Source organism: Dehalobacter sp. 12DCB1 (assembly GCF_004343605.1).
Classification (GTDB): Bacteria; Bacillota; Desulfitobacteriia; order Desulfitobacteriales; family Syntrophobotulaceae; genus Dehalobacter.
This window is the reverse complement of record NZ_POSF01000002.1, coordinates 73,373-88,830: the sequence shown is the minus strand read 5'-3', so window position 1 is coordinate 88,830 and position 15,458 is coordinate 73,373. Positions and strand designations below refer to the sequence as shown.

Genomic DNA, 15,458 nt, shown 5'->3' with positions numbered 1-15,458 from the left:
AAACATTTTTCTTATACATCCAAATATATTATAATATTTACACTCAAATACTAATAAGAATATTAATGTCTTTATTCATTAATATTTACATGCAAATATATTTGCGCTTTATGGTTTTATTAAAGTACTACTGACCTTAAAATCCATCAGGCAATACAATTAAAAAGCTTGTATATGAACGTAATATACTGCTGCAGACCTGGACGTCGTACTGAATTCAATAAGCAATATAAATACAGATAATCTTATATATTATTTATATGATTATTTACATGTGTAATTACACTTTATTTTCATGCATATTTGCATGCATTTCATAATGCAGCTATTAAAATATAACTATTAATTTTCGTAAAAATATTGTGCATATATCAAGCATATTATATTATCTTTAATTCAAAATTATATGATATTGTTGAAATTTCCGCTTATGGTACAATAGGATAGAACGTAAAAGGAGGCTAAATCTTATGAAACTTGTTGATGCCAGAGGATATACCTGTCCAGAACCCGTGATTTTTACCAAAAGAGCTTTAGTGGATGATCCTTCAGAAATCATGATCATTGTCGATAATGAGACATCCAAAATTAACGTTGAACGGTTTTTGAGAGTTGCCGGATATCGGGTCGAAGTTGATCTTAAGCGGCCAAATCAATATTCTCTGAAGGGAATAAAGAAAGCTTAGCCTGGATTTTGGGTAAATCCTGGTTTTATCCTGATATCTCCGTTTCTTTCCGTAACATGAGTTGAATCAAAATATTCCAGTAGAGGCACCGCAAATTTACGACTAGTTTGCCAGCAGTCCCGTGCTTCAGAAACCGTAATCTGTCCATTTTCTTGTAGGTGCTTTTCCAATATAATTTTAGCTTTTTCTATTGCACTTGCTGCAATATAAAATTCTCCTATCTGTTTCCAGATGTTATTTGTTTTAAGATATTCGGCATATTCCGAAAATTTTGCAGCGGGTACGCCGCATTCTACAACCGCAGTTTCCTGCCCCGGAGGATTTAGCCCGGTCTTTTCCCAGATTTTTTGCAAAGCGTCAAGCTTCTGCCTGATATCCTCAGGCAGCTCGATTTCAGATGCTGCCTGAACCAGACTACTGCTTAGCCTAAAATACTGATGATCTGCTCCCCATTCCAAAATCAACTGCCAGCGTTTATGAGAGACAGCCGTTTTAAGAATTTTTTTTAATTCCTCTCTGCCTATTCCTCCGCGCAGCGGATATGTCTTTTGATATTTCATTGCTGCCGCATTTACTTTAAGAGCCCATTCCTCTGCTGTACTTTTAAGCCAGAATAATGATAATCCATCCTCAGATAAGATCACAACAGTCTGGTCATCCTTGAGATGATCCAAAGCCAGCTGAACTTCTTCCTGCCCAAGAGCAGACTTTTTCCTGACTTCATCAGAAGATAAAGGGATAGTAAGCTCTTTTTTTATTTGATCAGTTAAGCCACCTTCTGCTTTAGACTGAAATTCGGTTATGACCTTTTCCCGAAAACGTTTTTGTTTGGCGGCAGCCAGGCTCAGTACAACTCCTCCGCCGATTGTCGCGACAGGTGAATAATACCTAATTACAAACCGGTCCCCTTTCGCTGCGACAACCGGTTCCTCCAGAATGATTTGGGCAAACCCTTTCTCCCCGGGGACCAATTCTTCTTGGGCCAGAAGATGAACCCGCCCCAGCGTTTCGGCCGTTCCTAAATGAAAATGTATCCTCTGCCTTTGTTTGATCGTTCTTTGTTCCGACGCGAGGTTAAACAACTCTACGTCTAAAATTTGTCCTGCGTTGTAATATCCGGGATCAACAAGGCTTGCCCCCTTAGGAATATCACTTACAGCCAGTCCTGCTATATTTATCGCAACCCGCTGTCCGGCATAAGCCTCGGAGACCTGTTCACCATGAACCTGAATATTTCTAATTTTCACGGCTTGTCCTCCCGGTTCCAGGCATACTTCCTGTCCCTTCTGAATCGTCCCTGTGTTTAAAGTCCCTGTAACCACTGTTCCAAACCCCCGAATCGTAAAAACTCTATCAATCGGCATTCTTGACGGAAGATCCGAACGTTTCCCTTCAGTTGTTTGGAGTACAGTCATAATTGTCTGCAGTAACTCCGAAATTCCCTGGCCAGTAACAGAAGATACTTTGCAGTACGGAGCATCCCGCAAAAAACTGTCTTGGAGTTTTTCTCTGGTATCCAGTTCAATCATGGAAAGCCATTCCTGATCGACAAGGTCAATTTTTGTGAATACAACAATTCCTTTCTCTACATTTAACATGTTCAATATATCCAGATGTTCCTGGGTTTGAGGCATTACGCCTTCATCGGCAGCAATAATCAACAGAACAATATCCATTCCGCTCGCACCGGCTAACATTTGGCGGACAAATTTTTCATGACCAGGTACATCAATAATTCCTGCTTTGCGGCCGTCTGGAAGCGTCAGATAAGCAAACCCCAGCTCGATCGAAATTCCTCTTTCCTTCTCTTCTTTAAGCCGATCCGTGCTTATACCTGTCAAGGTTTGAATAAGGTGGGTTTTTCCATGATCTACATGGCCTGCTGTTCCAATAATTAGATATCTTTCCATAGCTAATACCTGAAGTACAGGTCAACCCCATATTTTGATTATAGCGTTGACATGGTACTTATACCTTATATTTTATTGCGGATATTCCCGACTCTATTATAATATGGGTTTAGATTTTTTCATATTCTGATTCTGATTCTGATTTGTTACGCATAATTATTACTGATTGTGGAAATACTAGCAAAGTATTCTAAATATTATTTTGTATGTAGACTCACATAAACAACCATATAATCGGCAATGCCATGGATGAAAAGGATCTGCCGAAAAGCAGTATTGTGGCCCACAGATTTACCCTAACAAAATAATTTGCATCTTATTTTGCAGCGACTCTATTTCATTTAACCTCCGGAGGTATCCGCATTGAACCCATTGCCAGGGATTAAGGAAAAAGAATATCTGCGTGCCCATTACACAGACCGTCCCGGCCTTTATCTGCTTCAGTTAAGGTTGAAAGAATATCTGAAAGCTGCGGCCGGTAGACCAGTGGTTCTATTATGTATAGGAACGGACCGTTCTACCGGCGATTCCCTGGGACCTTTAACCGGTACAAAACTAGATGGAAAAGGTCTTTCAGGATTAACGGTTATCGGAACGCTTGAAAAGCCTGTTCATGCAGAAAACCTTGACTCCACCCTGAAAAACTTGTTTGCCAAGTATTACAATCCCTATATTATTGCCCTGGATGCCTGCCTGGGTCAACTTGACTCCGTCGGCTACATCAGTCTGGCAGAAGGCCCTTTGAAGCCTGGAGCGGCCGTAAAAAAAGAACTGCCGGAGGTAGGAGAAATCCATCTTACCGGCATCGTCAATATCAACGGTTTTATGCAATACATGGTGCTGCAAAACACCAGATTGAGTATCGTATGGCAAATGTCTGAAGTACTATGTAATTTGTTCCAGCGGACTTACTTCTTGTTGAATCAATCGTAATTTTAAATATTTAGCTCATTCCTCAAGGCTTTTTCAATAGCAAGCTTTTCCTCGGGGCTAAGTTTTGCATTGGCCTGCCCTTTTTCGATCCCTTTGGCATAGATTCTGCATTCTTCAACACTATGGATTCCTGTAAGGACGACACCGGTCTTTTCCTGATTCAGTAAAGCAAGGGCAAAACTCAGGTCGGCGCCCATATTTTCAAAAGAATTAAACCGAACCAGTTCCGCGCGGTCAATTCCGCTGCGAACTTTATCTTCGGTAAGTTTAAGCCTCTGTCCATGCTCTAAAGCAACACGGCTTAATTCAGCAACTTCTTTTAAATTGGTACTCAGCAGTTCTTCCAGCTGTATTCCGGATAAAAATGTCTGCAGGCTGATATAGGCTTTTTCAAATTTACTCATACGTACTCGGAGAGCATTGGTCATAATAATCGCAATCACGGTAACGATCAATGCTACAAAAGATACTATCAAAACGACAATCATCTCGGGTTCCAAAACAGTAAACAAAAAGATTCCCCCTATAAAATGTAAATGATAATATGTTCCACGTGGAACATATTAAATTTCAATCTCCCACCGTTCTAAAAGCCGGTTAAGTTCATCCCGAGAATAATAGTTAATCTCAATTTTTCCTTTTTCTTCACTTCCTGATACAGCTACCTTCGTCTGAAAACTGTGTTGTAATTTTTCTTCAATATCATTTAAAGAACTATATCTCTTATTTTTCGGTGTCTTTATAGCATTTTTGGCAGGCTGCACTTTCTTTTCACTATTCTGAACAATCATTTCCGTTTCCCTTACAGATAATAATCCCTCAACAGCCCGTTTCGCGAGAGAAATCTGCTGCTCTTTATTGTCTAAAGAAAGTATCACCTTGGCATGTCCTAAAGAAATTGCTTCTTTATTAATCAGTTCTAAAACTTCAGCAGGCAGCTGTATAATTCGAAGTAAGTTGGCTACAGTAGGCCTGCCTTTACCAACGCGTTTGGCAACCTGTTCCTGAGTCAATCCATAATCCTGAATTAAGCGTGCATATGCAAGGCCTTCTTCTACAGGAGATAAGTTCGCACGCTGAATATTTTCAATTAAAGCCTTTTCCGTCATTTCCTGCTCAGTACAGTCTCTCACAATACAGTTAATCCTATCGTTCCCTGCAAGCTGTGTAGCCCGGAAACGTCTCTCTCCCGCGATAATGATGTATCTGCTTCCTTCAGGCTTTACAAGGATAGGCTGCAGCAATCCATGTTCTTGGATGGAGTCCGCAAGCTCTTGTAGTTTTTCGCGGTCAAACTCCCGTCTCGGCTGGCTAGGATTTGGTACAATATCCGCCAGCATTATTTCTTTAATTTCACTGCTTTCCGTTTCTCTTTCTGTAATCAAAGCACCAAGCCCGCGGCCTAAACCTTTTTTAGACACGTTCCAAGACCTCCTCGGCTAAATCTCGATATACTTCAGCTCCACGCGACTTGCTATCGTATAGAATGATCGGCTGACCATGGCTTGGGGCTTCACTTAACCGAACATTCCGGGGAATAATGGTCCTGAAGACTTTATCTCTAAAATATTTCTTGACCTCATCGACAACCTGAATTGATAAATTTGTCCTCGCATCAAACATGGTCAAAAGTACGCCTATAATTTCAAGGTCTCTATTAATAGAACGTTTGACCTTATCAAGCGTATTGACCAGTAAACTTAAACCTTCCAGCGCATAATACTCACATTGAATAGGAATTAGAACATCTGTTGCAGCACAAAGCGCATTCAACGTAAGAAGTCCGAGGGAAGGGGGACAATCAATAATAATAAAATCATATTCGTCCTTTATTTCCTGCAAAGAGGTTGCAAGCTTTCCTTCGCGGTACAGCTGGGAGACCAGTTCGATCTCTGCACCGGCCAACTCAATACGGGCAGGTGCAACCTTTAAGTTTTTCAACTCGGTATCGGCAATCACACTTCGAATGTTTTCTTCATTGATAATTACATCATAAATGCAACGGGACAACCGATGTTTCATAATACCACAACCACTGGTGGCATTTCCCTGTGGATCAAGATCAACAAGAAGAACTTTCTTCCCTTTCTCAACCAGACTGGAGGAGAGATTCACAGCAGTCGTTGTTTTGGCGACTCCACCTTTTTGATTTGCTATAGCAATAATTCTTGCCAATTTTGTATCTCCTTCCTCACAGACTTGATCAACGAGTACCTAGTCAACCTAAAATAATACAATGACAAGCAGCATTTTTTATAAGACAAGGCATTGAGCTAAAAGACTACGCCGTATTACATAAAATATACCGACAGGATAGATAAGATATAAGGTTAACATGGAACTTGGCCTGTAAAAAATTATTTATATCATTATACTACAAAATTATACTATAAAATGTTTAAAAAAAGCCACTTATTTAATCATTCTTGATCATTTCAGCAGGATGATCACTTAAAAAGCTGACTGAAATATCCATCCAATCATTCTTTATAAAGGTTCTTTCCCATAATAAAACAATATCAGAGAGGGGTTTTTTTTGGTTTTCCAGCTTGACGTGGATACTGAGCAGGTGTGTTCAATATTTTTTTAATTATAATCAAAGAACGGTTATCCGCGCCTTCTGCCAATGAATATTTTTCGACATGCTCAACTTCACAGTTTAGGATACGCAAAGCGTTCTGAGCCAAAGTTATTTCATTTTCAGGATTAATGCCCTTCGCTGCAATAAATCTTCCGCCAACTTTCAGCAAAGGAGTTGCATATTCAAGCAGTACCGGCAACTTCGCAACTGCTCTAGCCACCGTAATATCAAATCGCTGCCGGTATGCCTTGCTACTGCCAATATCTTCAGCTCGTGCATGGCAGGTTTCGACTTTCAAGCTAAGGCTATCACAGACCTCCTGCAGAAAATGAATTCTCTTGGCTAGCGCATCGACAAGCACAAGTCTAATCTGCGGCAACAGTATCTTAATAGGAATACCCGGAAATCCAGCTCCGGTACCAAGATCCGCAATAACAATTTGTCCATTAGGACAATAATGCATTATCCACTTGACAAACACCAAAGAATCTAGATAATGCTTAATCACCATTTCTGCCGGATCAGTAATGGCTGTTAAGTTCATTTGTTCGTTCCTCTGGAGTAACAGTACTGTATATTGTTCAAATTTTTCAAGATGTTCGGCCGAAAGCTCCAGACTCAGGACATCCCGGGCTTTATTGTGCAAGATGCTAAGCGTTTCCTTAAGATTCACTTCCATAAATTGGTCATTCATAAGAAATACTCCTCCGGCTTTGTTCCAGATAAATCAATAAAACCGAAATATCTGCAGGACTCACTCCGCTGATTCTCGATGCCTGTCCGACGTTGATCGGCTGCACGCCGTTAAGCCGCTGTCTGGCTTCATTGGATAGACCTTTGATTCTCAAATAATCCAGATTAACAGGCAAAACTTTTTCTTCAAGTTTGATAAATCGGTTTACTTCTTCCTGTTGCTTCTGAATGTACCCTTCATATTTAATTTGGATCAACGCTTCTTCTAATACTTCAGCATCATACGCTTCCATCTCCGGCATAAAACGTGGAAGCAAGTCCGGCATAATTTCCGGCCTCTTCATAAGTTCCTCTGCTTTTATTCCACTTCGGAGCGGAGTAGACCCTGCCTGGATCAGCAATTCTTGAATATCTGCACTGGCTGGAGAAAATGTGATGGTCTTCCATTGCTGAAAGATCTCCTCCAGATTGTTCAGCTTGTGCTCAAAAATCTGCCACCTGTCATCTGCAACTAGTCCTAGCTTTTTTCCCTTTTCAGTCAAACGCAGATCAGCGTTGTCCTGGCGTAGAATCAAACGGTATTCTGCTCTTGAGGTCAGGAGCCTATACGGCTCACAAATCTCTTTATTGACCAGGTCATCAATCAGTACACCGAGATATCCGTCGGAACGCTTCAAAATGAAAGGTTCTCGGCGTAAAGCTTTAAGCGCTGCGTTAATTCCCGCCATTAAGCCCTGCCCGGCTGCTTCCTCATACCCGGATGTTCCGTTAAGCTGTCCCGCTGTAAAGAGTCCCGGGAGATTTCGTACTTCCAGCGTCAAAGAGAGCTGATACGGTTTGACATAATCGTATTCAATCGCATATCCGGGCCGCAGAATCTGAACATTTTCTAAGCCGGGAATGCTACGGAAAAACATATGCTGGATTTCTTCCGGCAGGCTGGTTGACATCCCCGCAACATATAATTCCTCACTGTCTTTTCCTTCTGGTTCAAGAAAAAGCTGATGGGCCTGCCGCTGCGCAAAACGCACAACCTTATCTTCAATAGAAGGACAATACCTCGGGCCAACGCCTTCCACCACGCCAGTATAAAGCGGCGCACGATGCAGATTATCGCGGATGATGCCATGAGTTGTTTCCGTCGTGTAGCCTAGCCAGCAAGGAAGCTGATTTTCCGGGTTATTTCCCCAAAAGATCCTTCTAGTCGGCATAAACGAAAAATTTTTTGGCTCGCTGTCACCCGGCTGAATTACGAACTTAGAGAAATCTACTGAGCTCTTCAGAATCCGGGGAGGCGTTCCGGTTTTAAACCGGCCAAGTTCTATACCGTGCAGCTTCAGATCTTCAGACAGGGATCCTGAGGTAATCTCTCCGGCCGGTCCGCCTTCATAAAGCGCTTCTCCAATTATTATCCTGCTTTTGAGGTATGTTCCGCCCGTCAGAACAATACTGTCTGCCTCAAAGATTGCCCCTGTACGCGTGACAACACCTTTAAGTTTATCCCCATCAAAATGAAGCCGCTCGACCAAAGCCTGAATCAAGGTGAGCTTGGCCTGATTGTATAGGTTGCTTAACATTCGATGATGATAAGCTTTTTTATCCGATTGTACTCTTAATGCATGGACAGCCGGACCTTTACCCGTATTAAGCAGCCTGGCCTGAAGTGCTGTCTCATCAGCAACAATTCCCATCTGACCACCTAACGCATCAATCTCCCGTACCAGATGGCCTTTCGCCGGACCACCTACGGATGGATTGCACGGCATATGCGCAACTTTATCTAGATTAATCGTAAGCAACAGCGTATCACATCCCATACGGGCAGAGGCGAGAGCAGCCTCACATCCGGCATGTCCCGCCCCGACAACAATCACATCATATTTTCCAGCAAAATAATCCACAATTAACCTACTTTCCAATACAGAATCGGGAAAAAATATTATTTAACAACTCTTCCTGAACCTGATGCCCCGTAATCGAAGAGATTTCTTCAAGGGCTGAACGGACATCGATCGATACCAAATCAAATGGGACATTTGCATAGACAGCTTCAAGTGCTTTTTCCAGAGAGTGAATGCAATTTTCCAGAGCTTGAATTTGACGGATATTTGATAATAAAGGATCAATTGTGACGAAGATCTCTCCTTCAAAAACTCTTTTTAGGATTTCCGTTTCTAGTTCAGCAAAGCCAATCCTGTTTTTTACAGAAAACGGCAGTGCAAAAACTTCAGGAGGCAGAAAAGTATCGTTAAATTCATAAGAAGATAAAAGATCAATTTTATTAATTAAAACAATCGTTTTATTGGCGTATTCCTCAAGAATTATTTTTTCTTCGTTCGTGAGCCTCCCAGAACGGATCTCGGAGGCATCGAGCAAGAGCAGAATGACATCTGCCATGTTAAGCGCTTTCCAAGCTCTCTCAATGCCAATTGTTTCGACAGGATCATCACTTTCTCGGATTCCGGCAGTATCGGTAAGGTGAAGCAGTACTTCACCAATTTTGATATATTCATGAATCTCATCCCGGGTTGTTCCCGGAATATCTGTGACAATCGCCCTTTCTTCACGCAAAAGTGCATTCAGCAGACTGGATTTTCCAACATTCGGTCTACCAGCAATTACCGCGGAAAGACCTTCCCTGATAATTTTACCGGTTTTACTCCCTTTGAAAATTTCTATAGAATTTTCTTTAGCATTTAATATTTTTTCAGACAGTTCTTTCAGTGCCAAATCGTCAATTTCATCTTCAGGAAAATCAATGGTTGCTTCAATATAGGATAGGATATCCAAAATATCCTGTCTCACTTCATTAATTCTGGAGGACAATCTACCTCCGAGCTGAAGTAAAGCCAAGTCCGCAGACAACTCTGTCCTAGAGGAAATCAAGTCAATCAACGCTTCGGCCTGAACAAGATCTATTTTCCCATTCAGAAAAGCCCTTTTGCTGAATTCACCGGGTTCTGCCAAGCGCGCTCCCTGCCGGAGACAGGCTTCAATAATCCTTCTTGCCGGTATCAATCCACCATGACAGTTTATTTCATAGACATCCTCACCTGTAAAAGAACGAGGTCCTTTCATCCTGCTGATCAGGACTTGATCAAGCTGCATCGCACCATCATAAAAGTCTCCCAAATGAAGCGTAAATGTTGTATCGGACAGCCATTTATCCTGATGGACGGGACAAAAACAAACATCCAATATTTTTTGGGCTTGCTTTCCGCTTAAACGGATAACATGAATGGCCCCTTCTCCGGCCGGTGTAGCCAAGCCAACAATCGTATCATCCATTTTTCTCAACTCCAGAAATAGTAAGACATTCTATCTCAAAATAATAAACCTTTTTGATAGAAAAGTAAAAGGGGTTGCCCCCTTCTACATTATTATTCCTTTTCAATATGATTCCGTTTTAAAGCAATGACAACTCTTCGGTGAGGCTCTTCCCCTTCACTGAAAGTCGTTACTTTCCATTCATTTTGAAGGGCCGTATGAATAATTCGCCGTTCTTGAGGACTCATCGGTTCTAAAACAATTCTATTGCCGCTTTTCTTAACCTTTTCAGCCAGTCTTTTGGCAAGAACAATCAGCGTTTCTTCCCGGCGCTTCCGATAACCCTCAATATCAATTACGATTCTCGTCTTATTAGACAGTTTTTTTGCGACGGCTAAGTTTGTTAGAAATTGTATGGATTCCAAAGTATCCCCTCTGCGACCAATCAGTATGCCAAGATCAAGACCGGTGATATTTATTTTGACCTGTTCGTCACGGTTAACTACCTCGAAGTCGGCATCGACGGACATTGCCTGGGTCAACCCTTTGAGAAATTCACAGGCCAGTGCTCCTGGATCATCCTCATAACTAATTCTGACCCTAGCCATTTTGCTGCCAAAAAGTCCAAGAAGTCCTTTTTTTCCCGGTTCTTCCAACACTTGAATAGTAACCTGATCTCTGCTGACACCAAGTTCGGCTAATCCCAATTCAATAGCCTCTTCAACCGTTTTTGCAGTTTTATCTGCAACCTTCATTCGTGTACCTCCTCAGTCAACAGAGGCTCCTTTTTTCTCTGCCGACAACTTCTTATTGATATAGACAGTTTGCAGGATCGACACAATGTTCATCGTTATAAGATAAAAACCTAAACCAGAAGGAAGCGTAATTACGATATAAGCCATAAAGAATGGCATGACATACAACATCATTTTCTGAGTTTGTTCGGCAGTGGCCTCAGCTGTATCCTTTTTCGCACCAGGCTGACTCTTAGTGGGGCTTGTTGCCATCGAGACTTTAGTCATTAAGAAAGACGTCACCCCAGCAAGAATCGGTAAGATTAAATGATAGGACAATTGAAAGCCGTATGCCTGAGTAATATTGAAACCTAAAAACCAGACACTGGCATCATTTCCGTAAGGGAAATTCGCCAACGTTCTATAAAATATCCACAAGATAGGAAGCTGTACTAAAATCGGCAAGCACCCCGAATAAGGATTAACTTTTTCTTCATTATACAGTTCCATGATCTTCTGATTTAGCTTCTGCTTGTCATTGGCATACTTTTTCTGCAGCACTTTCATTTTGGGCTGCAAATCCGTCATTTTGCGCATAGACTGCATTTGCTTCCAGGTCAATGGGTAAAGAACAATCTTAATGATGATGGTAAAGATGATAATTGCCATACCCCAATATGGCAATCCGATCATGGACGAGAGATCGAACAACCACTTTAAGATCCCGGCCATTCCCTGATAAACGATATCCACAAGAACCCTCCTTAAACTGGGTCATATCCGCCGGGATGAAAAGGGTGGCACTTGACAACCCGAATTAACAATTTCCCAATCCCTTTGATGATCCCGTACTTTTTAATTGCTTGAATCGCATAATCCGAACATGTAGGATAAAATCTGCAGGTTCGTCCTTTCAGAGGTGAAATAAATCGTTGATAGAAAACGATGATGGAAACAAAAACCGTTTCCATGATTTTACGCATTCTTACCATCATAAATTCCCGCTTTTCTCCAAATATATAGTACAGATTTTTCAACTTCCTGCAAAGTTGCTTTGTTGATAGCCGTACGGGCAATCAAAATCATTTCACAATCCGTTTTCAATCCGCCTATATTCAAACGGACAGCTTCACGCATAAGCCTTTTGGCTCGGTTGCGCTTAACTGCATTGCCAACTTTTTTGGAAGCAATAAATCCAAATTTTTTGTTGTTTCCTCGAAAGATGTATATGACAACTTGTCTTGAGGTATAACTTTTTCCATTGGTAAAGACACTTTGAAAATCGGCCTTATTTTTTAATCTGTAAGACTTCAGCAGCATATAGCCCTCCTTGCATTGCCAAAGGGCGTTCAGTACAAAAAAGGCCACAAACTTGCGGCCCTAAACTGCTAACTTCTTACGACCTTTCAAACGACGACGTCTTAAAACGTTTCTACCGCCAGTACTTTTCATGCGTTCTAAGAATCCATGGACTCTTTTATGGCGACGGGATTTAGGCTGATATGTTCTTTTCAAAGCAAACACCCCCTTATAATTCCAAGAATAAAAACTCAGCTGGCACCAAGCTATTAGCCGCAGCCTTAGCTGCACTTAAATCTATCAGAAAGATGTTAGAGGTTTTCTGATAGATCTAACAAAAAACGAAAGACAGACTACAGAAAATTATACTCCAATTATTTTTATTATGTCAAGAAAATAACTGGTTAATAACTAGGTGAATACAATATGGAGAAGCTCCGGATTGTTTGTGAAGTTTCCTGGATACTCTGAATTAACTGTTGATAACGAAATGAAAACTTGTTATGATAAATGTAAATGTTCGGCCCATAGTTTGATGATTGGATGTGTATAATTTTTCTTCTTTATCCGAGGTGTTATCCACAAATAACCTGATATTTGTGAATAACTTTTTTTTACTGATGCTATTGCACTATCAATAAGGGGGTTCTCTATGTCTCCTAATATTATATATTTAAACGCTTTCTGGGAAAATATCCTTGAGAAATTGAAAGATGAATTATCTAAGCCCAGTTTTGAAACCTGGTTATCTTCAACAAAGCTCGTTGATTTTTCCAACAATCGGCTAACCATCAGTGTTTCCAATGAGTTCGCAAAAGACTGGCTGGAAAGCAGGTATTCCTCTCTCGTTAAATCTACTGTTCAAAATTACCTGAATGCACCGGTTACTCTAAACTTTATCGCTGAGCAAGATCAGTCCGATCTTACTCCAATAGAAACCCCTGGCGTAAATTTTGGTATTTTGTCTCATTCTTTGAATCCAAAGTACACTTTTGATACTTTTGTAATCGGCAACGGAAATCGCTTTGCACATGCCGCAGCACTCGCAGTTGCAGAATCTCCTGCCAAATCCTATAATCCTTTATTTGTTTACGGCGGCAGCGGGCTTGGCAAAACGCATCTGATGCATGCGATCAGCCACGTGATCAGTAAGAACTTTCCTTCGATGAAAATTCTCTATGTCACGGGGGAACAGTTCACAAATGAAATGATTGATTCTATCCGTTATGAAAGACAGGTCGAATTTCGGAACACTTACCGCAAAATTGACATTTTATTAATCGACGATATTCAGTTCCTGGCAGGCAAAGAAGGTACCCAGGAAGAATTCTTCCATACATTTAACACCCTTTATGAAGCCAACAAACAAATCATTATTTCTTCAGATCGTCCGCCGAGAGAAATACCAACACTTGAGGAAAGACTTCGTTCGCGGTTTGAATGGGGTTTAACAACGGATATTAATCCGCCTGACTACGAAACAAGAATTGCTATTTTACGCAAAAAAGCTGAGCTGGAAAATTTTATTGTGCCTGATGAAATTATTATTTTCATTGCTTCCGAGATTCAATCGAATATCCGGGAACTGGAAGGTGCCTTAAGTAAAATAACAGCTTACTGCATGCTCACTAATCAACCGATAACTGTTACCCTGGCAGAAGAGATATTAAAGGATATGATCCCTCAAAAAAATCAAAAATTAATTTCTCTCGATATGATTCAAAAAAGTGTGGCTGAACATTATAAGATGTCCATTCATGAATTCAAACAGAAGAAAAGAACAAGAACCATTGCTTTTCCAAGACAAATTGCAATGTTTCTCTGCCGCGAGATGACAGATCTTTCTTTGGAACAGATCGGTGATAAATTCGGAGGCCGGGACCATACGACAGTTATTCATGCCTGTGAAAAGATCAGTGAACTAAAAAAGAATGATCCGTTGGTTGAAAAGAGTATCAATGACATTATCAGTAAGATTAAATCAAGTTAGAATCTGATGAACCTTTATTTTATTTATTTAAACACACTGTATATTAAAAATTGTGGATATCTTTCCATCATTTCCACATAATATCAATACTTTTATCCAATCAGATAGAAACTATACTTGGCTTTTCAGATCCTTTTATCCACAATTTTTGACGCTATACTACTACGGTTACTACTAAATTAATATCTTATTATGAATAGTAAATAGTTATGTTATAATTTTGAATTGGAGTCAGAATACATAGGAGGTATCCGATGAAAATCTTATGCAAAAAGGAAGATTTGATTTTAGGAATTAACACTGTACAAAGAGCAGTGTCCTCTAAAAATACGCTTCCTATACTTCAAGGAGTCAGACTGAGAGCAGAAAGACAAAACCTTTGGTTTGAAGCCACTGATCTGGAAATTGGCATCCGCTGCCAGGTTCCGGTCAATATTCAGGAAGAAGGACAAGTGGTTTTACCTGCCAAGCTTTTTTCGGAAATTGCCAGGAAGCTTCCGGATACCGAAATTAAAATTGAAAGCACTGACAATAATATTAATATCTTTTACGATTCCTCTGATTTTGCAGTAAACGGATATGATCCTGAAGAGTATCCTGAGATTTCTGATATTGAATCCAATGAAAGTATTGAACTTCCAGCTTTACTTTTTAAAAGTATGATTCGTAAGACAATATTCGCCTGTTCAGTCGAAGAAACAAGACCTGTTTTTACCGGTGTGCTGCTTCAGGTGAATAAAGAAAATATTACACTTGTCGGAACAGATACACACCGACTTGCACTCAGCAATGAATTTTTACAGGGAAATCAGAAAGAATTCAACGGGATTATTCCAGCCAAGACCCTGCACGAGATTTATAGGCTAATGGAAGATGATGACATTATTTTAATCAGTTTTAACAATTCCAGAATTATTTTTAAATTTAGCCAGGTTCAAATTGTCACCCGTCTAATTGAAGGACAGTTTCCAAGCTACAAACAGGTCATTCCGTCAACATGCAACACGAAACTTTTGATATATACTCGAAAATTGATGGATGCAGTCGAAAGAGCCTCGCTTTTATCTAAAGACAATTACTTGAAGACCAATACGGTCCGTTTTAATATTGAAAATTCCCATATAAACATCAATCATTTTTCGGAAATGGGTAAAGTATTTGAACAGCTTGAAGTGGAACAGAATGGAGAGGACGTTGCAATATCTTTTAATGCCAAGTATATCATCGACCTGCTTAAAGTTGTTGACACCGAAAGTGTGGTTATGGAAGTATCTGGATCATCTAGTCCTTGTATCTTCAGGCCCGAAAGTAATGATAAATACTTATGCTTAGTTCTGCCGCTAAGAAATTAGCATGATGATTCGT

The 15,458-nt window shown here is 40.5% G+C and carries 16 protein-coding genes; 4 read left to right on the top strand and 12 right to left on the bottom strand.

Annotation, left to right across the window (positions count from 1 at the left end; translation table 11 throughout):
• Window positions 1–470: 470 nt before the first annotated feature.
• Window positions 471–686 (top strand): sulfurtransferase TusA family protein, encoded by a 216-nt coding sequence (locus C1I38_RS01030; RefSeq protein WP_119775444.1) that lies wholly within the window; start codon window positions 471–473, stop codon window positions 684–686.
• Here the strand turns inward: C1I38_RS01030 and selB are convergent.
• Window positions 683–2,596 carry a selenocysteine-specific translation elongation factor gene (gene selB, locus C1I38_RS01025; protein WP_119775442.1) on the bottom strand — a complete coding sequence of 638 codons (1,914 nt, stop codon included), beginning with the start codon at window positions 2,594–2,596 and terminating at the stop codon, window positions 683–685. The genes C1I38_RS01030 and selB overlap by 4 nt on opposite strands.
• Before the next feature lie 363 nt (window positions 2,597–2,959).
• Between selB and yyaC the strand changes: the two genes are divergently transcribed.
• On the top strand, window positions 2,960–3,529 hold the full coding sequence (gene yyaC, locus C1I38_RS01020; RefSeq protein ID WP_119775440.1) for a spore protease YyaC: 570 nt from the start codon (window positions 2,960–2,962) through the stop codon (window positions 3,527–3,529).
• A gap of 2 nt (window positions 3,530–3,531) precedes the next feature.
• On the opposite strand, the gene C1I38_RS01015 is transcribed toward yyaC, so the two are convergent.
• The 11 genes from C1I38_RS01015 to rpmH form a co-directional block, all read right to left on the bottom strand.
• Window positions 3,532–4,041, bottom strand: coding sequence for a DUF4446 family protein (locus C1I38_RS01015; protein ID WP_119775439.1), 510 nt, complete (start codon window positions 4,039–4,041; stop codon window positions 3,532–3,534).
• 51 nt (window positions 4,042–4,092) lie between these two features.
• Complete coding sequence (locus C1I38_RS01010) at window positions 4,093–4,950, bottom strand: ParB/RepB/Spo0J family partition protein (protein ID WP_119775437.1); 858 nt, start codon at window positions 4,948–4,950, stop codon at window positions 4,093–4,095.
• Window positions 4,943–5,704: a ParA family protein gene (locus C1I38_RS01005; RefSeq protein ID WP_119775435.1), complete on the bottom strand. Its 762-nt coding sequence runs from the start codon at window positions 5,702–5,704 to the stop codon at window positions 4,943–4,945. The genes C1I38_RS01010 and C1I38_RS01005 overlap by 8 nt, the downstream gene beginning before the upstream one ends.
• Window positions 5,705–6,048: 344 nt before the next feature.
• The gene (gene rsmG / locus C1I38_RS01000; protein WP_119775434.1) at window positions 6,049–6,804 is read right to left on the bottom strand and encodes a 16S rRNA (guanine(527)-N(7))-methyltransferase RsmG; all 756 of its coding nucleotides are present in this window, start codon (window positions 6,802–6,804) and stop codon (window positions 6,049–6,051) included.
• On the bottom strand, window positions 6,797–8,704 hold the full coding sequence (mnmG, locus tag C1I38_RS00995) for a tRNA uridine-5-carboxymethylaminomethyl(34) synthesis enzyme MnmG (RefSeq protein WP_119775940.1): 1,908 nt from the start codon (window positions 8,702–8,704) through the stop codon (window positions 6,797–6,799). Before mnmG ends, rsmG begins: the two co-directional genes overlap by 8 nt.
• 7 nt (window positions 8,705–8,711) lie before the next feature.
• The gene (mnmE, locus tag C1I38_RS00990) at window positions 8,712–10,091 is read right to left on the bottom strand and encodes a tRNA uridine-5-carboxymethylaminomethyl(34) synthesis GTPase MnmE (RefSeq protein WP_119775432.1); all 1,380 of its coding nucleotides are present in this window, start codon (window positions 10,089–10,091) and stop codon (window positions 8,712–8,714) included.
• A gap of 92 nt (window positions 10,092–10,183) precedes the next feature.
• A complete protein-coding gene (jag, locus tag C1I38_RS00985) occupies window positions 10,184–10,825 on the bottom strand; it encodes an RNA-binding cell elongation regulator Jag/EloR (RefSeq protein WP_119775430.1) in 642 nt (213 codons plus the stop codon).
• A gap of 12 nt (window positions 10,826–10,837) precedes the next feature.
• Window positions 10,838–11,557 carry a YidC/Oxa1 family membrane protein insertase gene (locus C1I38_RS00980; protein WP_119775429.1) on the bottom strand — a complete coding sequence of 240 codons (720 nt, stop codon included), beginning with the start codon at window positions 11,555–11,557 and terminating at the stop codon, window positions 10,838–10,840.
• 11 nt (window positions 11,558–11,568) lie between these two features.
• Window positions 11,569–11,778 carry a membrane protein insertion efficiency factor YidD gene (yidD, locus tag C1I38_RS00975; protein WP_207666499.1) on the bottom strand — a complete coding sequence of 70 codons (210 nt, stop codon included), beginning with the start codon at window positions 11,776–11,778 and terminating at the stop codon, window positions 11,569–11,571.
• A 1-nt stretch (window position 11,779) separates the two neighbouring features.
• On the bottom strand, window positions 11,780–12,124 hold the full coding sequence (gene rnpA, locus C1I38_RS00970; RefSeq protein WP_119775427.1) for a ribonuclease P protein component: 345 nt from the start codon (window positions 12,122–12,124) through the stop codon (window positions 11,780–11,782).
• A gap of 60 nt (window positions 12,125–12,184) precedes the next feature.
• The gene (gene rpmH, locus C1I38_RS00965) at window positions 12,185–12,319 is read right to left on the bottom strand and encodes a 50S ribosomal protein L34 (RefSeq protein ID WP_081580541.1); all 135 of its coding nucleotides are present in this window, start codon (window positions 12,317–12,319) and stop codon (window positions 12,185–12,187) included.
• 436 nt (window positions 12,320–12,755) lie between these two features.
• Here rpmH and dnaA point away from each other — a divergent pair, with 436 nt between their 5' ends.
• The gene (gene dnaA / locus C1I38_RS00960; protein ID WP_119775425.1) at window positions 12,756–14,093 is read left to right on the top strand and encodes a chromosomal replication initiator protein DnaA; all 1,338 of its coding nucleotides are present in this window, start codon (window positions 12,756–12,758) and stop codon (window positions 14,091–14,093) included.
• A 254-nt stretch (window positions 14,094–14,347) separates the two neighbouring features.
• On the top strand, window positions 14,348–15,445 hold the full coding sequence (gene dnaN, locus C1I38_RS00955) for a DNA polymerase III subunit beta (protein ID WP_119775424.1): 1,098 nt from the start codon (window positions 14,348–14,350) through the stop codon (window positions 15,443–15,445).
• Window positions 15,446–15,458 lie beyond the last annotated feature (13 nt).